The 20,501-nt window shown below is 38.0% G+C and carries 19 protein-coding genes and 1 riboswitch; of the genes, 15 read left to right on the top strand and 4 right to left on the bottom strand.

All coding sequences use genetic code 11. The features are described from left to right. Position 1 precedes the first annotated feature (1 nt). The 11 genes from FK004_RS13695 to FK004_RS13635 all read left to right on the top strand — a co-directional run bounded on the left by FK004_RS13695 (position 2) and on the right by FK004_RS13635 (position 12,011). Positions 2 to 742, top strand: a complete 741-nt coding sequence (locus tag FK004_RS13695) for a class I SAM-dependent methyltransferase (protein ID WP_108737769.1) — start codon at positions 2 to 4, stop codon at positions 740 to 742. Positions 743 to 752: 10 nt separating this feature from the next. Next, a complete protein-coding gene (locus FK004_RS13690) occupies positions 753 to 1,130 on the top strand; it encodes a PH domain-containing protein (RefSeq protein ID WP_108737768.1) in 378 nt (125 codons plus the stop codon). Positions 1,131 to 1,269: 139 nt separating this feature from the next. Next, the gene (locus FK004_RS13685) at positions 1,270 to 2,058 is read left to right on the top strand and encodes a hypothetical protein (RefSeq protein WP_108737767.1); all 789 of its coding nucleotides are present in this window, start codon (positions 1,270 to 1,272) and stop codon (positions 2,056 to 2,058) included. 96 nt (positions 2,059 to 2,154) lie between these two features. Beyond that, complete coding sequence (ypfJ, locus tag FK004_RS13680) at positions 2,155 to 3,015, top strand: KPN_02809 family neutral zinc metallopeptidase (RefSeq protein ID WP_108737766.1); 861 nt, start codon at positions 2,155 to 2,157, stop codon at positions 3,013 to 3,015. 146 nt (positions 3,016 to 3,161) lie between these two features. Next, positions 3,162 to 3,404 (top strand): bacteriocin-like protein, encoded by a 243-nt coding sequence (locus FK004_RS13675; RefSeq protein WP_108737765.1) that lies wholly within the window; start codon positions 3,162 to 3,164, stop codon positions 3,402 to 3,404. Positions 3,405 to 4,509: 1,105 nt separating this feature from the next. Then, positions 4,510 to 5,721, top strand: a complete 1,212-nt coding sequence (locus FK004_RS13665) for an IS256 family transposase (RefSeq protein WP_108735429.1) — start codon at positions 4,510 to 4,512, stop codon at positions 5,719 to 5,721. A 58-nt stretch (positions 5,722 to 5,779) separates the two neighbouring features. After that, on the top strand, positions 5,780 to 6,259 hold the full coding sequence (locus FK004_RS13660) for a thioredoxin domain-containing protein (RefSeq protein WP_108737763.1): 480 nt from the start codon (positions 5,780 to 5,782) through the stop codon (positions 6,257 to 6,259). Between the two features lie 326 nt (positions 6,260 to 6,585). Beyond that, complete coding sequence (locus FK004_RS13650; RefSeq protein ID WP_108737761.1) at positions 6,586 to 7,956, top strand: hydroxymethylglutaryl-CoA synthase family protein; 1,371 nt, start codon at positions 6,586 to 6,588, stop codon at positions 7,954 to 7,956. A gap of 46 nt (positions 7,957 to 8,002) precedes the next feature. After that, the gene (gene lgt, locus FK004_RS13645; RefSeq protein WP_108737760.1) at positions 8,003 to 8,857 is read left to right on the top strand and encodes a prolipoprotein diacylglyceryl transferase; all 855 of its coding nucleotides are present in this window, start codon (positions 8,003 to 8,005) and stop codon (positions 8,855 to 8,857) included. 33 nt (positions 8,858 to 8,890) lie between these two features. Beyond that, positions 8,891 to 8,953, top strand: a riboswitch (Fluoride riboswitch). 38 nt (positions 8,954 to 8,991) lie between these two features. Then, on the top strand, positions 8,992 to 10,287 hold the full coding sequence (locus tag FK004_RS13640; protein ID WP_108737759.1) for a voltage-gated chloride channel family protein: 1,296 nt from the start codon (positions 8,992 to 8,994) through the stop codon (positions 10,285 to 10,287). A gap of 65 nt (positions 10,288 to 10,352) precedes the next feature. Then, positions 10,353 to 12,011, top strand: coding sequence for a M1 family metallopeptidase (locus FK004_RS13635; RefSeq protein ID WP_108737758.1), 1,659 nt, complete (start codon positions 10,353 to 10,355; stop codon positions 12,009 to 12,011). A 91-nt stretch (positions 12,012 to 12,102) separates the two neighbouring features. Here the strand turns inward: FK004_RS13635 and FK004_RS13630 are convergent, their stop codons facing one another. Both FK004_RS13630 and FK004_RS19235 read right to left on the bottom strand, forming a co-directional pair. Then, complete coding sequence (locus FK004_RS13630) at positions 12,103 to 12,861, bottom strand: SDR family NAD(P)-dependent oxidoreductase (protein WP_108737757.1); 759 nt, start codon at positions 12,859 to 12,861, stop codon at positions 12,103 to 12,105. A 131-nt stretch (positions 12,862 to 12,992) separates the two neighbouring features. Beyond that, positions 12,993 to 13,151, bottom strand: coding sequence for a hypothetical protein (locus tag FK004_RS19235; protein WP_157956108.1), 159 nt, complete (start codon positions 13,149 to 13,151; stop codon positions 12,993 to 12,995). A 17-nt stretch (positions 13,152 to 13,168) separates the two neighbouring features. On the opposite strand from FK004_RS19235, the gene FK004_RS19230 reads away from it, so the two are divergent. Continuing rightward, positions 13,169 to 13,321, top strand: a complete 153-nt coding sequence (locus tag FK004_RS19230; RefSeq protein WP_157956107.1) for a hypothetical protein — start codon at positions 13,169 to 13,171, stop codon at positions 13,319 to 13,321. Positions 13,322 to 13,350: 29 nt separating this feature from the next. Here the strand turns inward: FK004_RS19230 and FK004_RS13625 are convergent, their stop codons facing one another. Both FK004_RS13625 and FK004_RS13620 read right to left on the bottom strand, forming a co-directional pair. Continuing rightward, the gene (locus tag FK004_RS13625; protein WP_108737756.1) at positions 13,351 to 14,400 is read right to left on the bottom strand and encodes an AMP-binding protein; all 1,050 of its coding nucleotides are present in this window, start codon (positions 14,398 to 14,400) and stop codon (positions 13,351 to 13,353) included. A 3-nt stretch (positions 14,401 to 14,403) separates the two neighbouring features. Next, entirely contained in the window at positions 14,404 to 15,354 is a 951-nt protein-coding gene (locus FK004_RS13620; protein ID WP_108737755.1) for a CPBP family intramembrane glutamic endopeptidase, read from the bottom strand. Between the two features lie 119 nt (positions 15,355 to 15,473). Between FK004_RS13620 and arsC the strand changes: the two genes are divergently transcribed. From arsC to fumC, 3 genes are all read left to right on the top strand, one after another. Then, positions 15,474 to 15,824 (top strand): arsenate reductase (glutaredoxin), encoded by a 351-nt coding sequence (gene arsC, locus FK004_RS13615; RefSeq protein WP_108738847.1) that lies wholly within the window; start codon positions 15,474 to 15,476, stop codon positions 15,822 to 15,824. Positions 15,825 to 15,916: 92 nt separating this feature from the next. Then, the gene (locus tag FK004_RS13610) at positions 15,917 to 18,397 is read left to right on the top strand and encodes a TonB-dependent receptor (protein WP_108737754.1); all 2,481 of its coding nucleotides are present in this window, start codon (positions 15,917 to 15,919) and stop codon (positions 18,395 to 18,397) included. A gap of 484 nt (positions 18,398 to 18,881) precedes the next feature. Further along, entirely contained in the window at positions 18,882 to 20,279 is a 1,398-nt protein-coding gene (gene fumC, locus FK004_RS13600; protein ID WP_108737752.1) for a class II fumarate hydratase, read from the top strand. Positions 20,280 to 20,501: the final 222 nt, after the last annotated feature.

Below are 20,501 nucleotides of genomic sequence, written 5' to 3'. Positions count from 1 at the left end.
AATGAAAGACAATTTTTCCAAAAATTCAGCCGATTATGCTGCCTTCCGTCCGGAATATCCTGCAGCTGTATATCCTTACATTTTTAGTTTTTGCAATGACAAAACTGCTGCCTGGGATTGTGGCACGGGCAATGGACAGGTCGCCAAAGTGCTTGCCGAAAACTTTACGACCGTCGTTGCGACGGATATTAGTGCGAATCAGATTGAAAATGCGGTTACAAAAGACAATCTACACTATAGCATACAGCCGGCGGAGCAAACCGATTTCGATGCGGCTTCTTTTGATTTAATTACGGTTGCCCAGGCTATTCACTGGTTCGATTTTGAGGCTTTTTATGCCGAAGTACGCCGTACATCAAAAAAAGAAGGCGTGCTTGCAGTGCTCGGTTATGGTGTTTTTTCGATGGAAGGTGACACAAATGCCATCCTACAACATTTTTATAAAGACATCATTGGCCCCTACTGGGATGCCGAACGCAAATACATTGATGACAATTACACCACCATTCCATTCCCCTTTGAAGATCTGAATACCAGAACGTTTGAGAATACCTATTCCTGGTCGATTGAAGATTTGGTGGGTTATTTATCTACCTGGTCCGCAGTACAGCATTACAAAACAAAAAACGGTAAAGATCCGGTAGCACTACTATTCGACGATTTGCAAAAAACCTGGGGCCCGAATCCGAAAAAAAAGGCTAATTTTCCGATTTTATTACGCATCGCAAAAATTAACCAATAACACAATAAGCATGGGATTATTTAATGCCCTTATGGGGCAGGCATCAGAAGTATCAATTGACAAAATCAACGAGGAGTTCAAATCCATATTAATTCCCGGGGAAACCATTGAAAAGGCCTATAAGGTAATACGGGATCGTTTTGTCTTTACCACAAAAAGGCTCATCCTGGTAGACAAACAAGGACTCACCGGAAGTAAAGTTGATTATCAGTCCATCCCTTACACCAGTATATTGCGTTTTTCAAAAGAAAGTGCCGGATTAATGGATTTAGATGCTATTTTAAAAATATGGATCAAAGGCGAACCGGTCCCAATCCGAAAAGAATTTGGAAAAGATAATAATATCAATGAAGTATACCTGATATTAAGCCAGCACATCCTAAAATAAGCTTACATAAATAACTGTTTCCAGAATCGATTTAGAGGCTGTTTTCAGTACTCAAAAAGACGCTGATTATAGCTATAAAAAAGCCGCTAAAATAGGCGTGTATATTTTTAGATTTCTTATTATTGCAAAAAAATAAACTATGACCAATCTCATCAAAAGAAGGATACAGGAAATTAATGAAAAGGGCTATTCTATTGACCTTGGCACTATCATTGAAAAATCATTTGAGAACTATAAAAAAGTAGTTTTAAAGGCTACAGTAGCCATTCTTTTACTCTTTGCACTTATCATGGCCATTGCGCTTACAGCATCGGGCTATCTTTATTCTTCAGGAAAATTCAGCGAAGATATGGCTGGTTTTGATATCACCAGTTTTAGTACACCTTATATCATTGGTTATATCGCTGTAATTGCCTTAATTTCCGGTATTATGGCACCCTTTACAGCGGGCCTGCTTAAAATGTGTTATGCTGCTGCACACGATGAAGAAGTGGAAGTCTCTTTTATGTTCAGTTATTATTCCGGGCCTTATTTCTCCCGCCTGTTTTTTTCAGGGATACTGATCTCTTTATTGAATGCCTGTATTACGACTGCCTTAGAATTTACCATTGTTCCTTTTGCCGGAACTGTTTTAAGCTTGATTGTAAGCCTGGGTACCCTTTTGGTGATTCCATTGATTATTTTCGGGGACCTCACGATCGGTGATGCTATAAAAAATAGTGTTTCAATTGTACTGAAAGGTTTCTTCATGATTTTATTAATTTACATTATTGCTGCAATTGGCGCTATGCTTGGATTGTTTGCTTTTTGTATCGGGATATTGTTTACCATGCCTTTCCTCTACTGTGTAATATATACGCTGTATGAACAGATCGTTGGCACCGATGCTACCTCGGAAATTGACGAAATTGGTTCTTCTGATTTTTAAGCTTAAATCCGGTTTCTATTTTTATGAAAGTCTAAAAAGCATTAGTAATCCTAATGCTTTTTTTTTTACATTTGAATAACCCTAAAACAAAAACCTATGAAATGGCAAGGTGGTAGACGTAGTACAAATGTGGAAGACCGAAGAGGGCTTTCCGGTGGTAAAGTAGCATTAGGCGGTGGTGCCATTGGTATCATCATTCTACTGATTAATATGTTCATGGGTGGGGATTCTTCCCAACTCCTGGATCAGGTGCAGCAGCAACTTCAGGAACAAGGGAATGGATCAACCACTGAAAGAGCTTTAACCACTGAAGAACTCCAAACACAAGACTTTGTAAATGCCTTAGTAGGATATAATGAAGATGCCTGGACACAAATTTTCAAAGAGAATGGTATGACTTATAAGGCTCCAAAATTAATTTTGTTCAAGAATTCGACACAAACAGCCTGTGGCGGTGCCAGTGCTGCCACTGGGCCTTTTTACTGTCCTGCTGACCAGCAAGTCTATATGGACATGTCTTTTTTTGAAGAATTAAAAACACGCTTTGGTGCAGAAGGTGGTGAGTATGCAGTTGCATATGTAGTTGCCCACGAAATGGGACACCATGTTCAGACCCTATTGGGAACCTCTGCCAAAGTGCGGCAGATGCAACAAGGAATGAGCGAAAAAGAGGCCAATAAACTTTCGGTAGCCTTAGAGTTACAAGCCGATTTCTATGCCGGTTTATGGGCACATTACAATGAAAAAGAAAATCATATCCTAGAAGCCGGCGATATAGAACAGGCGCTTAGTGCTGCCAATGCTGTAGGAGACGATGCCATCCAAAAGAAAATGCAGGGGCAGGTAGTTCCCGATTCCTTTACCCACGGCACTTCAGAACAGCGGATGTATTGGTTTAAAAAGGGATTCACAACTGGAGATATTAAACAAGGAGATACTTTTAAAAATTTATTCTAAGGAAAAATATTATTATATAAATTATTCATTAAAATCCAATTCAATCAATATACTATTCTATTAAAAAAATAAAATAAAATAAATTACTTAAATATAAGTTATATATAACTATATTACCATCTTATTAACCTAATTTAATCTAATTAATGGAAAATTTTAAAAAACTTGATCGAAATGAATTGAAATCCATTTCAGGAGGTATTGTAACTTGGTGTAGAAGAAGAAGTGATAATGTTATTGACATCCGTGGAGGGGGACCAAATGAATTAGCACCGCCTACCCCATATTTTATTAATGAAAATGGTTGTTATGTCTATCCTGGAATGCCATGGGATGCACATCCAAATAATCCACCAAATCAGTTAAGTCCGTATTTAGCACAATTGTAATTCTGAATCATAAATGATTGGAAGTGTCTTTTGCTTTCAATCATTTATACTAAATAATATTTCGACATGTTAAATGACTACAATGCCATTTTTTTGCTTTTGGACCAAGAAAGGTATTATATGATAAGTCAGAATTTCTATTTCAAATCCAATCACACCCCGATTCCTCTTCTTTATTATCAATATCAGATACTTTAAATTTTTTTAATATTTCAAACAGCTTCTTTGAAGTTCAATTTTCTGATTTAAATTTATTACCAAATAAATTCATTTGTTTACTTATTGATGAACAGGATAAAAAAAATCTTTACTTAATAGAAAAGAAAGGTGATTACTACTTTTCTATATATAATTCAAAAAGAAATAAAATAGAATTAAGTACTTTAAAGAGTAGTTGGTGCAATATCGTACTACATATAGAAATAGATCAAAAGCAGATCATCAAACCCCGAAAAAATAATCCCTCTTTACTATTATTGATTGTATTGCTATTGTTATTTCTTAGTTTATGCATAACTTCTAGAATTTCAGAACAAATATCATTTTTTATCTGCCTTGTATTTATAGGTATTTTATTATCTATATTATCACTAAAAAGCTTAATTGGTTTTGATTTTAAATTACTTGATTCTATTTGCAATCTTAATTCGTGTAGTACTTTACTTTCCTCAAAAAAATGGAAAATTCAAAAATTTATTGATTTTAGTGATTTGAGCATTGTATTTTTTATAAGTCAATTCAGTGGAATAATTGTGTTTTTATTTGCCAATAAAATAAATGAATTTATGCAAATTCAAAAAATAGTTCTATTTAGTAGTATACCTATCATTTTGCTTTCTTTATATTTCCAAAAGTTTATTGAAAAAAAATGGTGTATACTTTGCTTATTTATAGTTGCAATAATAGGTGTAGAATTAATTTATTTAAGCATAACTACTGAAATAACACATATTTATATCAATCCTTGGGAGTAGTCGTTAGATTGTGTAAACGTAGAAATTGATTTTAATTTGATTTGAGATTTTAAGGCTTAGCCAAAAAACAACAGATCATTAAGTATAGAATTTAAAAGAACTACATTTAAATAATTTAAAAAGAGCGGATTATGATCGAAGATGGTAAATTACCCAAAGATTTTGCAAAGCAATTTAAAAACAAAGAAGACTTCCATACTTTTTTTCAAGACCTGTATAAACAAGGCATTGAACAACTACTCCAGGGAGAATTGGATGCTCATCTGGGATATGAGAAGCATAATATTGACGGATACAATACAGGCAATAGCCGTAATGGTTCTTTCTCAAAGAATATAAAATCAGAGACTTTGGGCAATATGGTCCTGGCTATTCCCCGGGATAGAAATGGTGAATTCGAGCCTCAGGTCATCGGAAAAGGCCAATCGATGAGTGAAAAGATTGAAGATGCTATTTTAGGAATGTACAGTCGTGGAATGACCCGTAGTGATATTGTAGAACAAGTTAAAGAAGTTTATGGGATATCAGTAAGTGAGTCCACGATTTCGACCATCTCTGATAGAATACTGGCTGATGTTGATTTATGGACTAAAAGGGCTTTAGAACCACAGTATCTGATTGTTTGGATGGATGCTGTGCATATGAAAGTAAGAACAGATGGGAAATATGAAAACCATGCAATTTACATTGTAATCGGACTAAAAACAGATGGTAAGAAAGAAGTATTAGGAATGTGGCTAAATAAAGAAGAGTCGGCTTCATTTTGGATGACTGTACTCTCTGACATAAAATCTCGTGGAGTAAAGGATATTCTCATTGCCTGTACAGATAACCTTACCGGATTTACAAAAGCTATCAGAGGTGTTTTTCCAAATACAGAATCCCAGCTTTGCATTGTTCATCAAATAAGGAATAGCCTTAAGTTTGTAGTAGTTAAGGATAGAAAAGCATTTTGCAGTGCAATGAAAGAAGTATATACTGCAATAAATCAGGAAGAAGCCGTTTTAGCTCTGGCTGAATTTAAAAAAAACTGGGAAGCAAAATATAAATATGCCGTTTGCTCCTGGGAAAAGAATTGGGAAAATCTCATGCCTTTTTTGGCCTATCCTGCTGAAATCAGGAAAATAATGTACACCACAAATACAATAGAAAACTTAAACAGGGGAATTAGAAAATATACCAAAACAAAAGTGCAGTTCCCAGATGAAAAAAGCGTCAAGAAATCAGTCTATTTAGCAATACAAAATTGTGAAAAAAGCTGGATAAATGCAATACCAAGCTGGGGATTAATCATGAATCAGTTCTTGGTCATATTTGGAGAAAGGTGTAATATTAAACACTAAGAACTGTTTACACAAAATTTCGACCAGTCTCAAATCCTTTATCCTTATTTTAATCATAATGCTATCCTTTACTATATTGTGGTTAAATTATAAACACTTACTATTAAAACAAAAAGATCATATAAAATTTCAAATAAAAACCAATAGACTAATTAGAAATTATGAAGTTTTCAGTAAAGCACTTTTTTTTAACGAAGCATTAAGTTTATACCCTTCTGAAATCATTATCGGCAATAAAACGACTAAAATTGAGCTCTCAATCATTACAAACCCATTTTGTTCCCATTGCAAAGTATTACATCAAAGCTTAATTGAAATTTTAGATAGGAATAGAGATAAGTTACATCTGAATTTTATAATAAATGTAGATTTAAATATTGAAAAAGCCCCATTACAAGATTTTTATAAAGTCTTATTAAATACATATTTTAAACAAGGAGAAAAGGGATTTCGAGAAATATTAGAAGTGTTGCACAAAGAGAAAGAGCGAGATTTGCAAGAATGTTTACTGAATCAAATGATGAAAAGGTTAGTTTAACATATGAGCTGTTTAAAAATTGGTGTGATGAAAATAGTTTTAACTATACTCCTATTTTATTTGTTAATGGATATTCATTTCCTAGGGCTTATGATATTGAATATTTACAATATTTTATTAACGATTTATTTGAGGATGAAAATATTAATTAAATTTAAAACCAATTAAAGTTACTGCAATAAAAAAAGGAAAAGGAATCGTTTTAAAAAATTCAGGATTCTAAAAAATAATCACTTCGTTTTACGATAATCGTAAATCGGTTGTATTTCTTTCAATAAAAGGTATTTTTACGCGTTCGTAAAAATACCTTTTTTATTTTTGTAGCTATGAAAATAGGAATCGACAGTCTGGCAGTAGCAGTACCTAAGATACATCTGCCCATCAAAACATTAGCTGAAAACCGGAATATAGAACCCGATAAACTAATCAAAGGCCTTGGATTGCAAAAAATGACCTTTCCCGATGTCCATCAGGATGTTATTACCTTTGCCGCGAACGCAGTGTACAACCTCTTTCAACAGGCCACGATCAATCCCGAAAGTATAGGCCGGATATATGTTGGCTCTGAAAGCGGTATTGATGCCTCCAAACCCATTGCATCCTATGTTTTACAATTAATAGAAGAGCAACTGGAACCGAAATTTGGAAAACATGCTTTACGCCATTGCGATGTATTGGACATTACATTTGCCTGTATTGGTGGTGTCGATGCACTACAAAATACGGTAGACTGGATTCGGCTCGATCCGAAACGACAAGGTATTGTTGTAGCAACCGATTTTGCAAAATACGATCTGGAATCCACCGGGGAATATACACAGGGTGCCGGTGCAATAGCCATGCACATCAAACAGGATCCTGATATGATTTCTTTTTCCGAAGCTACCGGAGTAAGCACTCGTGGTGTTTTTGATTTTTTCAAACCGAAACGCTATTTATCAAAAGCTGCAGTTACCGGAAAACAGGACAATCCGGAGTGGTTTGGTATTTTAGAAAATGAAATTGCCCTGCACCAGGAACAGCCCGTTTTTGATGGGCAATACTCCAATACGTGTTATATCGATCGCATTATTGAAGCCTATACGCATTATAAAAAAATTACAGGACAGGAAAATGTAGTGCTTTATCAAAATTGGTCCAGTATCGTTATGCACTTACCGTATGCGTATCAGGGCAGGCGTACTTTTACTGAAATTTATGCCCGCGAAAATCCGGAAATCCAACTTTTACCGACAGCTCCCGATTATAAAGAACAAATCAAGACTATTGCCAAAAGCGCTGCTTACCTCGATTTTGTACAACAAACTATTGCCCCTTCGGAATGGGCTTCTTCAGTAGTAGGGAATATGTATACCGGATCGCTATTTCTTGGGCTGGCTGCAACGTTAGCCTATCAGGCACAAAATAATATCGAAGCTACCGGAAATACGATCGGCTTTATAGCGTATGGGAGTGGCTCTAAATCAAAGGTTTTTGAAGGCACAATTGAAGCAAAATGGAAAGATGCTGTAGTACGGACAGCACTCTATAACATCCTCGAAGAGAGTACACCCATCAGTATGGAGCGTTATACTGCCTTGCATAAAAAAGAACTTAAAGAGTCCATACTCCCTCCAAAGGATGAATTTGTACTGGACTATATTGAAACGGAAAGCCCTGTACTCCGCGGTGCCCGGTATTATAACTTTATCCATTAGGAACATTTTCGTACCTTGCGGACCAATTAAAATTGAAACAATACTCATGAGTGGAGCGATACACTGGAACCCCGACCCTGAAATTATAAACCTATTCCATACTATTCCCCTACGCTATTATGGACTGCTGTTTGCCACTGGGCTGGTATTGGGTTACCTGATTGTCCGTAGCATGTTTCGTAAAGAAAATGTTCCGGTAGAGAAACTGGATCAGCTTGCCATTTATATATTCGTTGGTACTTTGGTCGGTGCCCGTCTTGGGCATTGCCTCTTCTATGATTTTGAATATTATTCCCATCATATCCTGGAAATATTCCTGCCGTTTAAAATCAACGGTAGCGATTTTCAATATATTGGTTATCGCGGTTTGGCAAGCCATGGTGGTGCTATTGGGATTCTGATTGCCATATTGGTATATTGCAAAAGAGCCAAAATTAACCTCTTATGGATATTGGATAAAGTTGCAATTGCGACGCCACTGACCGGAATGTTCATTCGGTTGGGTAATTTTATGAATTCTGAAATCATAGGCAAACCCACAAATAGCAATTACGGTTTCATTTTTGAAAGCGAGGATCTGTTGCCACGCCATCCGGCACAATTGTATGAAGCTTTCGCTTATGCACTTATTTTTGTTGTATTGTTTTACCTCTATAGCTATAAAAGACAGTCTTTTGCCAAAGGTTTCCTTTTTGGGCTTTTCCTGGTTTTACTATTTGCCGCCCGTTTTATTTTAGAATTTTATAAAGAAAACCAAGAGGCATTTGAAGATGACCTGGTGATTAATATGGGACAAATCCTAAGCATTCCTTTCATTATAGCCGGTATCATATTAATGTACCTCAAACGAAACCCTGAATCACAACATGCAGATACAGGACGGGAGATTGTAGGGGAATAATTGGTTTGAAATAAAATATATTTTATATTTGTAGTTCCACATGGTAATGATGTCTGCCCTGAACCGCCTTAAAAAGCTGATGACGTCTACAATAATGGCTTATGCCACAGTAGATGTATTAAATAAAAGGTATTATGAACAGACAAGTAAATTCAAAACGCATTGCATTTCAGCTTCACTATCCATTGCTTTCCTATGGTATAAAATGGATCCTTATCTGCCTGATAGCAGGATTTCTCATTGGGAGCATCTCCGCTTTTTTCCTGAATAGTTTAGCCACAGTAACAGCATTCCGGGAAACGCATCACTATATTATTGCCTTATTGCCCATAGGAGGACTACTGATCGGGCTGAGTTACCATTATTGGGGTACGACGGTAGTGAAAGGAAATAACCTTCTGCTGGAAACCTATGAAAACCCAGGCGCAACTATCCCTTTTCGTATGGTTCCGTTAGTGCTTTTCGGAACACTGATTACTCATCTTTTTGGGGGATCTGCAGGAAGAGAAGGCACTGCTGTACAAATGGGCGGTGCGATTGCCGATCAGTTTACCCGTTTCTTTGCCATGAAACCCGGAGACCGCAAAATTCTAATTATTATCGGGATTAGCGCCGGATTTGCTGCTGTATTTGGTACACCTTTAGCAGGAGCAGTATTTGCGCTTGAAGTGCTTGTTTTGGGAAAAATGAAATTGGAAGCTGTATTTCCCTGTTTTTTGGCTGCTTATAGTGCCCATTATTTCTGCCTCTTATATTCTGTTGTACATACCCATTATAGTATCCCGGAAGTACCGGAACTGGATTTCATTTCTTTGCTTTGGGCACTTGGCTGTGGTGCAGTCTTCGGAGTATCGGCTTTCATTTTCTCCAGGACAATGCACTTTTGGTCCGGGCTATTCCAATCCACAATCAGCTATCCGCCATTACGGCCATTTCTCGGTGGAATTATAATTGCATTAGCCGTTTGGGGATTGGGAACCACAAAATATATCGGGCTTGGAATACCTGTAATTGTTGAGGCCTTTAGCAATGAATTGCCCTCCTACGATTTCGCTATTAAAATGCTATTGACCACTTTTACCTTGGGAGCGGGGTTTAAAGGTGGTGAAGTAACGCCTCTTTTCTTCATTGGCGCCACACTGGGAAATGCACTTTTCCCTTTTGTACCACTTCCCCTGGCGCTTTTGGCGGGAATGGGATTTGTTGCCGTATTTTCAGGTGCCACCCATACCCCTATTGCGTGCTCCATTATGGGCATGGAATTATTTGGTATGGAATCCGGTATATATATTGCTTTAGCCTGCCTGGGTGCCTATGCATGTTCTGGCAATTCAGGCATTTATAGCTCCCAGGTATTGAAAAGCCCAAAATATAAAAACTACTTTAAAGAAAGGATACAGGAGAAATCAGCCGATTTGAGGAACTTGTAAATTAACAATTCGTTAGGTATTTTTATGATTCTATTGCCTACTTTTAAAACCTAAAACATTTTATAATGACCCATTTGAAACCGGTAGCAACCTTATCTAAGGTTTTGTTTTTCGGGATATTCTTCCTGAGCCAGCAGCATGCGACAGCACAATTTTTTAGTAAAGAAAAAAATTACACCCGAAAAGACTCATTGCGGGGTGCTTTACGACCGGAACGGAATGACTATGATGTCCTGCGTTATGACCTGAATATCAAAGTAGACCCGGTAGAAAAATTCATTTCAGGCTACAATGACATAACATTCAAAGTTTTAGAAAATACCACTAAAATACAGTTGGATTTATTTGAAAATATGAAAGTAGATAGCATATTGTATCACGGAAAAGCAGTAGCGTATAAACGGGACTATGATGCCGTATTTCTTTACTTTGATCGCCCATTACAAAAAAATACCAAAGAAAAATTACGCTTTTATTATTCGGGAAAACCTATTGCTGCAAAAAATGCGCCCTGGGATGGTGGTTTTGTATGGAAAAAAGATGAAAAGGGGAAGGACTGGATTGCGGTAGCTGTACAAGGAACTGGTGCCAGCCTGTGGTATCCTGTAAAAGACCATCAAACCGATGAACCGGATGAAGGAGCTACCATTAAAGTAGCTGTTCCAAATGGCCTTATGAACGTATCCAATGGACGGTTTACCGGAAAAGAAGATCTCAAGAATGGTTATACCCGTTGGGACTGGGAAGTAAAAAGCCCTATCAATAATTATGATATTACAGTCAACATTGGTGACTATGTACACTTTGGAGAGCGTTATAAAGATTTAGACCTCGATTTTTATGTGCTTTCTTACAATCTTGAAAAAGCAAAAGAGCATTTCCAGGAAGTTAAACCTATGATGGACTGCTTCCAGGCAAAATTTGGAGTCTATCCTTTTGCAGAAGACAGTTATAAACTGGTAGAGACACCCTATTTGGGAATGGAACATCAAAGTGCTGTGGCGTATGGCAATAAATACAAAAACGGCTATGCCGGTACTGATATTTCAGAATCCGGAGTGGGGATTTTATTCGATTATATCACCATCCATGAAAGCGGGCACGAATGGTTTGGGAATAGTATTACTTCCAAAGATATTGCGGACATGTGGATTCATGAGGCTTTCACGACTTATTCTGAGACTGTTTTTGTAGAATGCAACTTTGGTTATGAAAAAGCGATGGCATATATCAATGGACAGGCCAATAGGGTCATGAATGACAGGCCCATTATTGGCGATTATAATGTGAACCATGAAGGGTCAATTGACATGTATTTCAAAGGAGCATTGATGCTGAACACTTTACGCAATGTTATCAACGATGATGCAAAATGGTGGAAACTCCTGTTGGACTACTCGAATACCTACCGTCACAAAATTATTGATACTGAAACCGTGATTCAATTTTTCAATACCCATAGTAAACGGAACCTGACCCCGATTTTTGATCAGTATTTAAGGCACAATAAAATTCCAGAATTAGAAATTAAAACTACAAAAGAAGGTTTTGAATACCGATGGCTGACAGATGTCCCTAATTTTTCCATGCCAGTAGAAATAAACATCGGGAAGAAAATAGTACGCCTTGAGCCTACAAATGCAGTCCAAACGTATACAACTAAAAAAAGTGATCCGGTAACACTGGTCAAAGAAAAGTTTTACATAAAATTTATCCAAAAGTAACACCATAAAAAAAGAGTAAAATACGATGTATTTTACTCTTTTTTACAAACAACCAAAACCAACTTTCATGGCGATGGGAATTAGCCAGTAATTAGGCTCCCATTCCTCCATCTACCCTATTGAATGTCCCGGTGATGAATTTACTATCATCTGAAGCCAGGAATAAAACCAGGGAAGCTATTTCTTCAGGTTGCGCATAACGCCCTAATGGTATTGTTTTTTCAAGATTATCTTTTGCTTCCTTAGCATGTCCCGGAGCGAAACCTTCCTCAAGCGATCGCATCATCCTATTGTCTACAGGCGATGGATTGACAGTATTCACCCTTATTTTACGGGCAGCAAATTCCAACGCAGATACTTTCATTATTCCGATCACAGCGTGCTTACTGGCCGTATAGGCTAAAGTATTCGCTGTTCCTTCCAATCCTGCTACAGAAGAGGAGATAATAATACTTCCCCCATCATTCATTTGCGGGTATACGGCTTTATTTCCGAACCACACCCCTTTTACATTTACGGCAAAAACTTTATCAAAAATTTCCTCCGGATATTCTGTAAGAGGTTTGACCACACCTTCTATCCCGGCATTATTAAAGAAAACATCAATCTTTCCAAATTTTGAAACTGTTGCAGCAGCATATTTTTCAGCATCTGCTGATTGTGTAACATCAGCTACTATATAGGCCACTTTATCAGAATTAAGTTCTGCAGTCGCTTTTTTCAAATCTTCCTCTTTTAAATCAACCAACATGACTTTGGCACCATGGGCTAAAAACAATTTAGCCGTTGCTTTTCCAATACTTCCTGCGCCACCGGTGATAACGGCAACCTTATCTTTTAATCTGTTCATTGTACTCGTAATTAATTGTTTACCTAAAGTTACGCAATGAAAAGGGGAATTTTTTAAAATCTATGTTAAGAAAAAAGGAGTAGAAAATCATTTTGACCTACCTACTCCTTTAACATATTTAACGGTTGAATTTATATTTGCCGTAATAAACGCTCTAATACCTTCCTTTCGGGAGCAGCAAGCGGCTGCAATGGGTTTCGGAGCATCCCCTCATCATCGCCCAGCAATTCCAGGCCCGCCTGTATGATCCGTGGGATACCAGCACCTACAATAAATCGCAGTAACCCCAACTGTTGATAAAAAAGTTTTGCGTTTTATCCAAACTATTATTTTGTATGGCATTATACAAGGCGATACTATTATGGAAAAAGCGGTACTACTCACCGAAAGTCAGTTGGAAGAGGGCGTACGGGCCATCGCTACTTTATTTTACATAAAAAAAGGGCTTTACTATCTGTAAAGCCCCTTGCATCGTTAGCATAACAGCTGTTATACCATATTCAATGTTTCTTTTCTACGGAGTTTTCCGGAGGTAGTTTCTTCAAATTTTCGAACAAAAAAGATCTCTTTCGGTTTTTCATATTTCCCAAGATCCTCAAAAATGCTGGCATCAATCGGATATTCCGGACCTTCAATGACCAGAACTAATTTTTCGCCTAAATCATGATCTGCTGTTCCTGTCAGAAAAAATCGGCCGGCTATTTTAGTACGTAACTTTTCTTCAATCTGTTCCGGAATCAGTTTAATCCCTCCGCTATTGACCACATTATCCACACGCCCCAGCCAAACAAAACGATTGTCTGAAAGCAGCCCTATCAGATCATTAGTTACAATTTCCTCGTCGCTAATATGAGGCGCACTGATTACAACACATTGTCGATCATCCTGTGAAATAGTAATATTGGGTAATACGGTAAACGCATCCTCCCCTATTTTCTTCGCCGCAATATGCGTTAGTGTTTCCGTCATGCCATACGTTTCATACACTATCGTTTTGGTGAGTTCTTTGAGTTGCTCTTCAAGATCCTGATTCAGATTGGCACCCCCTACAATCAGTTTTTTTACTTTGTCCAGTTTATCCAGTGAATTTTGAACCTGTAGCGGCACCATTGCAACAAAATCATATTCATTTTCATTGCGATCCAAAGGGTTAGATGTTGGGGCAACAAAATCCAATTCAAGACCTAAAATAAATCCCCTCACGAACATCATCTTCCCTGCGATATAATTTGCAGGCAGGCAGTGAAGCACTTTATTACCCGGGCTAAGGTCAAAAAAATCTCCGGTAGCAATCGCAGAATTAACCATCGCCTGTTTATCAACCTCGAATGATTTCGGCTTTCCGGTAGTTCCGGAACTGTTAAGCGTTATGGTACTTTTATCATCAAACCAGTCCCGGATAAAAATTCCGACCGGTTTTTCAAAATCATCACCTTCTTTAATAAAGCTGTAGGCAACTCGGCATAAATCTTCCCTGTCCAGCTGAAATCCATTCAGCTTAAAACGGTTATGCACATTGGTGTAAGTCGGATTATTCATATTTTAATTTGCAATTTCGTTATTCTCAGTTTTAAGTTCCGGGTATAACTTCCCGGTCAGTTTTTCTTTCCATCCTGTCCAGTTGTATTTCTTACTAAAGATAATTAAAAGAATCGGATATACGATGCATACGGGCAATAGCACATCAAAGCCCGCAGTAGGTTCTGCAATATCCCGCAAAATAGAATCGGTTTTGAATACAGTCCAGTCAGCGGTAACCAGCAGGGCTCCAAAAAGGTTATTTGCCGCATGGAAACCCAGACTTAGTTCCATTCCTTCGTCCATTAGTGTCAGTATTCCTAACAGAAACCCAGTACCAATATAATAGACCAATATGATATAGCCCATTTTTTCGACTTCCGGATTCAATAAGTGCATGGAGCCAAAAATGACAGAGGTCAGCACGAGAGGTACCCATTTATTACGGGCCATCATGCCAAATCCCTGCATCAGATAACCACGGAAGAGATATTCTTCAAAGCTGGTCTGTATCGGAATAAGCACTATGGCAATAACACTCAGGATCAAAAAGGGACCCAGTTTAAAATTTACGATATAATCTCCGGGATTCAGGTAATACGCGACAACAGTAGTAATCACCGTAAAAGCACCCCAGAGGGAGAAAGAGAAAAAAATGCGGTTCCAATCCACCTTTTTACGGGCAGTCGTTACCTCCAGAAAAGGCTGTTTGTGGAGTTTTTTAACTACTAAGTAGAGGGCTGCTAACGCAAATACAAAAATCAGGAGCATCAGGAAAAAAGTAAGGTTGGGTGTAAAAAAACCGAAGACCTCATCGTTGGTAGTTGGCATCGGGGCATCCTCCAAAAATACCTTTAGCAATACCGCAGCAGTGAGCGGAAGCTGTCCTATAAAATAGGCTACCATGATAATAATAAAACCGATGGCATATTTCCACAATTCGTTTTGGTGCCTAAAAGCCTGGGATAAAAACATTTATATTACTTTTTTTTTAATGACTCAGAATTAGCATTCTGTTGATTTTTTGTTGAACTAATTTAACGCAATTATTATTGAGTAATGCCTTACTTTGCATAAAAATAACAAAAAAAATTATTCTGAAAATATACCATAATCCAAGATGTGGAAAATCAAGGGAAGGATTGGCACTGTTGGAAGAATCCGGACAGCCCTTTGAAGTCGTAAAGTACCTTGACGCACCGCTGAATGCTACCGAATTAAAAGATATAATAGCGATCCTTAACATTAACCCCATCGATCTCGTACGCCAGAAAGAAACGATATGGATTGAATCCTATAAAGGAAAGGAACTTACTGACCCTGAGATCATAGCCGCTATGGTAGCACATCCGAAGCTTATAGAACGTCCCATAGTGATTAAGGGGAATGCTGGAGTCATTGGAAGACCACCGGAAAAAACCAGTACTTTCCTGCAAAAGGCATGATTTTTGTTTTAACAAACCTTTATGATTCCGCGATTAAACCTATAGGAGTTTTTGCGGTCTTATACCTTTAAACCTATATTAAACCTTACTTGATGAAAAATTTAAAATTAGTAGTTACTTTTATGTTACTGTGTGCGGGACTGGTTTCCTGGGCTCAGGAAGCACCGGGATCAAAAGTAAAAGTATCCGGAACGGTAGTCGATAAAGACACCAAACAACCCCTGGAATATGCTACAGTAACCATTAACAGTACCACAAATCCCAAAGGAATTTATGGTGGAATGACCGAGTCCAATGGTGGTTTCAGCTTTGATGTCCCGACTGGGAGCTATACCATTAAAATTGATTTCATCTCTTTTAAATCCCAGGAATATCCGGCACGTGAAATCACGGCGAACACCAATCTTGGTACAATTCCCTTGGGTATTGATGCACAGCAACTGGATGCAGTGGAAGTTACCGCAGAAAAATCAACCGTTGAATTTAAGCTTGACAAAAAAATATATAATGTAGGCCAGGACATGATGGTAAAAGGTGGAACCGTAAGTGATGTACTGGATAACGTCCCTTCTGTTACCGTAGATGCCGAAGGAAATGTAAGCCTTCGTGGTAATGGCAGCGTAAAAATCCTGATTGATGGCAAACCATCCGGGATGATCGGTATTAATGTGGCGGATGCGTTACGTATGCTACCGGCAGATTCTGTAGATAAAGTAGAGATCATTACCAACCCCTCTGCACGCTATGATGCTGAAGGTGGCGGTGGTATCATCAACATCATCCTGAAAAAAGGAAAAGCACAGGGATTAAACGGGACTGTAACGGCCTCTACGGGAAATCCGGAAACGTATGGTATTACCGGGAATATAAATTACCGTAGTAAACATTTTAATTTATTTACTACACAAGGCTATAACTACAGGAAAAACCCAGGTAATTCGATGACCAATACCGAATACCTGATGAATACCAATCCGAATGAGCGATTCCTGGAAGAACGTCGTAAAAACGAACGCCAGAGCCAGGGCTATAATGGAACAATTGGCGCTGAAATATTCTTAGACAAAACGACAAGCTGGACCAATACATTATCGTATCGAAAAAGCGACGGTAGCAATCCGGATAATGTCAACTTGAATTATTTTGATGCGAGCCGTAATAACACGCGTTATGTTAACCGTTTCAACGATCAGAATAACGACAGCAAAAACCTGGAATACAGTACTAATTTCATCAAAAAATTCAAAAAAGATGGCCACCAGCTTTCTGTTGATGCCTCTTTTTCCCGTAATGATGATCATGATGACTCTACCATCTCCACTACGGATAATGATTATGTAGCGGCTACAACTACCTTGGGAAGCCAGCGTACCGGTAATGCACAAACTCAAAACAGAAACCTCATCCAGGCAGATTATGTATTGCCTATTGGAGAACAAAGCCGTTTTGAGGCTGGATACCGTGGTAACTTCTCAAAACTGACTACTGATTACTCTGTAGAAGCCTTACAGGATGGAATCTGGGTTAATGATCCTTTATATACCAATACGTTAGAATACAAGGAAAAAGTAAACGCATTGTATACCCAATTTGGTTCTAAGGTCAATAAATTCTCTTATTTATTAGGATTGCGATGGGAAGACAGTAATATTGATATCAATCAGCTTACCACGAATGCATTCAAAAATAAAAAATACAATAACTTTTTCCCAAGCGCATTTGTATCCTATGAACTGAATGATTCCAGTAACCTGACCTTAAGTTATAGCAAAAGGATTTCGCGACCACGCTCCCGCTCTATTAACCCGTTCTCTAACATTTCAAGTACTGCAAACCAGTTTATCGGAAACCCGGACCTGAATCCATCGTATACTAATTCCTTTGATTTAGGCTATATGATGAAATGGGATCAGGTAACGCTGAACAGCTCAATGTACTTCAACCATACTAAGGATGCAGAGCAGTATGTACGTACTCAGGAAACTATTTCCGGAAATCCGGTTTTAGTAACTAAACCGGTGAATGTGGGTTATGAAGACCGTTTTGGTTTTGAATTTAATGTTGGCTATAATCCATACAAATGGTGGAAGCTGAACAGTAATTTTAATTTCTACCGAAATGAAACGCGTGGTGACTATAGCTATACCAATTTGGAAAACGAAACGTTTACCCAAAATTTCAATAACACAGCCTATTCCTGGTTTACGAGAGTGAGTTCTAAAGTAACGTTGCCGTATAAAATCGACTGGCAGACGAACGCTACCTATAATGGTGCCGAAAAGAATGCCCAGGGTCGCTCTAAAGGAATCATCAGTGCCAATATGGCTCTGAGTAAGGATGTCTTGAAAGACAAAGCTACCATAGCCTTAAATGCCAGTGACCTATTCAACTCCAGAAAACGAAAAATGGAAACCAATCTGCCAACGCAGAATTCCTATTCGGAAATGCAATGGAGACAACGCCAGATTACCTTGTCATTTACGTACCGTTTCAACAAACCGAAAACCGAACGGGAAAAACAAACCCGTAAGGAAACCGATAGTAACGGTGGCGAGGATTACATGGGAGGATAAACAAAAAAAGGGAAACCACGATGGTTTCCCTTTTTTTTTTGGATTACTTTACGGTGTAAAGCTCCTTACTTCTTTTTGCTTCTTTTCTCTTTAATCAATTCGATAATCGCACCGCCCAACCAATATTGAACGAACCCTACCAAAAAGAACATCAGCCAAAAACCGATAGTTAAAATTGTTAAGAAAAGAATGAAGCCTAAATACTGTTGAAATTCAAACATGTTTTCCGGAATTTAATGAATTCAAGCCCAAAGATACTTTTAATATTCTTTCTTACCAATAAAATATGGGATTTTAATAAAAATAGTAGGATTCTAATTTTTTCAAACAGTCAAATATGCCTAAATTTGGCTTGAACAATTCCGGAAAGCAATTCAACTGTTCCTGCCTTTAGTTTTTCTTTTTGTAAAACGGGAAACAAAAGTGTGATCGTTACAGTAAACTCCGGAATGCGACAGTGTAAAACAAATACATACATATAACAATGGAATTCAGAATAGAAAAAGACACCATGGGTGAAGTGCAGGTTCCTGCAGACAAATACTGGGGTGCACAAACCGAACGTTCAAGAAACAATTTTAAAATTGGCCCTGCAGGCTCTATGCCTAAAGAAATTGTCAAAGGATTTGCTTACCTGAAAAAAGCTGCTGCTTATGCCAACCATGACCTGAATGTACTTTCGGTTGAAAAAAGAGATGGTATCGCACAGGTATGCGATGAAATCCTGGAAGGTAAACTGGATGACCAGTTTCCATTAGTAATCTGGCAAACGGGTTCCGGAACACAAAGCAACATGAACGTCAATGAAGTAATTTCAAACCGTTCCCACGTATTGGCCGGTGGAAAAATTGGTGAAGGTGAAATTTTCATTAAAGCCAATGATGATGTCAACAAATCACAATCTTCTAATGATACGTACCCTACAGGAATGCATATTGCTGCTTACAAAGCCGTAATTGAAGTAACAATCCCAGGAGTAGAGAAATTAAGAGATACTTTAAGAGCGAAATCAGAAGAATTCAAAAATGTGGTAAAAATAGGCCGTACGCACCTTATGGATGCTACACCTTTAACATTAGGACAAGAAATTTCCGGATATGCTGCCCAATTGAATTACGGCTTAAAAGCACTAAGAAATACATTAGCACACCTTTCTGAAGTCGCTTTAGGCGGTACTGCAGTAGGAACCGGATTGAACACTCCTGCGGGTTATGATGTAAAGGTTGCCGAGTATATTGCAAAATTTACCGGACTTCCATTCATCACTGCAGAAAATAAATTTGAAGCTCTGGCGGCTCATGATGCTATTGTAGAAACGCATGGTGCCTTAAAACAATTGGCCGTATCACTAAACAAAATTGCCAATGATATCCGTATGCTGGCTTCAGGACCACGTTCCGGAATCGGGGAAATCATCATTCCGGAAAATGAGCCGGGATCTTCTATCATGCCCGGGAAAGTAAACCCGACACAATGTGAAGCTTTAACTATGGTTTGCGCACAAGTAATGGGGAATGATGTAGCAATCACTATCGGTGGTACTCAGGGACATTATGAACTGAATGTATTTAAACCGTTGATGGCTGCCAACTTCCTACAGTCGGCTACCCTACTTGGAGATGCCTGCATTTCTTTTGAAGAGCATTGTGCAGCTGGTATTGAGCCTAACCACAAACGAATCAAAGAACTCGTGGATAACTCTCTAATGCTGGTTACGGCATTGAATACGAAAATTGGCTATTACAAATCTGCTGAAATCGCTCAGACTGCCCACAAAAATGGCACCACCCTGAAAGAAGAAGCGGTACGCCTGGGTTATGTGACCCCGGAAGATTTTGATGCCTGGGTACGTCCGGAAGATATGGTAGGAACTTTAAAATAATCGTATTGCTGCAGTGATTTGATTGTATATTGGTGATGCCCTTAGGGTGCTAATATTATCATAAAAATCAGTTAATCAGGTAGCATAAGTGATTTTTATTCGTATCTTTATGTAATAGATTATCACATATTACATTTTTATTCTACGTGGTAACTATTACATTTATAGTAATGATGAAACTCCTGTAATTAATTTATAATTACAGGAGTTTTTATTTATATA

Source organism: Flavobacterium kingsejongi (genome assembly GCF_003076475.1).
Lineage (GTDB): Bacteria > Bacteroidota > Bacteroidia > Flavobacteriales > Flavobacteriaceae > Flavobacterium > Flavobacterium kingsejongi.
The sequence above is the reverse complement of the archived record's forward strand: the minus strand, read 5'-3'. Positions and strand labels throughout refer to the sequence as shown.

Coding starts and splice junctions, on each gene's coding strand:
- FK004_RS13695 (WP_108737769.1), top strand. CDS start 2: ATGAAAGACAATTTTTCCAAAAATTCAGCCGATTATGCTGCCTTCCGT.
- FK004_RS13690 (WP_108737768.1), top strand. CDS start 753: ATGGGATTATTTAATGCCCTTATGGGGCAGGCATCAGAAGTATCAATT.
- FK004_RS13685 (WP_108737767.1), top strand. CDS start 1,270: ATGACCAATCTCATCAAAAGAAGGATACAGGAAATTAATGAAAAGGGC.
- ypfJ (WP_108737766.1), top strand. CDS start 2,155: ATGAAATGGCAAGGTGGTAGACGTAGTACAAATGTGGAAGACCGAAGA.
- FK004_RS13675 (WP_108737765.1), top strand. CDS start 3,162: ATGGAAAATTTTAAAAAACTTGATCGAAATGAATTGAAATCCATTTCA.
- FK004_RS13665 (WP_108735429.1), top strand. CDS start 4,510: ATGATCGAAGATGGTAAATTACCCAAAGATTTTGCAAAGCAATTTAAA.
- FK004_RS13660 (WP_108737763.1), top strand. CDS start 5,780: ATGCTATCCTTTACTATATTGTGGTTAAATTATAAACACTTACTATTA.
- FK004_RS13650 (WP_108737761.1), top strand. CDS start 6,586: ATGAAAATAGGAATCGACAGTCTGGCAGTAGCAGTACCTAAGATACAT.
- lgt (WP_108737760.1), top strand. CDS start 8,003: ATGAGTGGAGCGATACACTGGAACCCCGACCCTGAAATTATAAACCTA.
- FK004_RS13640 (WP_108737759.1), top strand. CDS start 8,992: ATGAACAGACAAGTAAATTCAAAACGCATTGCATTTCAGCTTCACTAT.
- FK004_RS13635 (WP_108737758.1), top strand. CDS start 10,353: ATGACCCATTTGAAACCGGTAGCAACCTTATCTAAGGTTTTGTTTTTC.
- FK004_RS13630 (WP_108737757.1), bottom strand. CDS start 12,861: ATGAACAGATTAAAAGATAAGGTTGCCGTTATCACCGGTGGCGCAGGA.
- FK004_RS13625 (WP_108737756.1), bottom strand. CDS start 14,400: ATGAATAATCCGACTTACACCAATGTGCATAACCGTTTTAAGCTGAAT.
- FK004_RS13620 (WP_108737755.1), bottom strand. CDS start 15,354: ATGTTTTTATCCCAGGCTTTTAGGCACCAAAACGAATTGTGGAAATAT.
- FK004_RS13610 (WP_108737754.1), top strand. CDS start 15,917: ATGAAAAATTTAAAATTAGTAGTTACTTTTATGTTACTGTGTGCGGGA.
- fumC (WP_108737752.1), top strand. CDS start 18,882: ATGGAATTCAGAATAGAAAAAGACACCATGGGTGAAGTGCAGGTTCCT.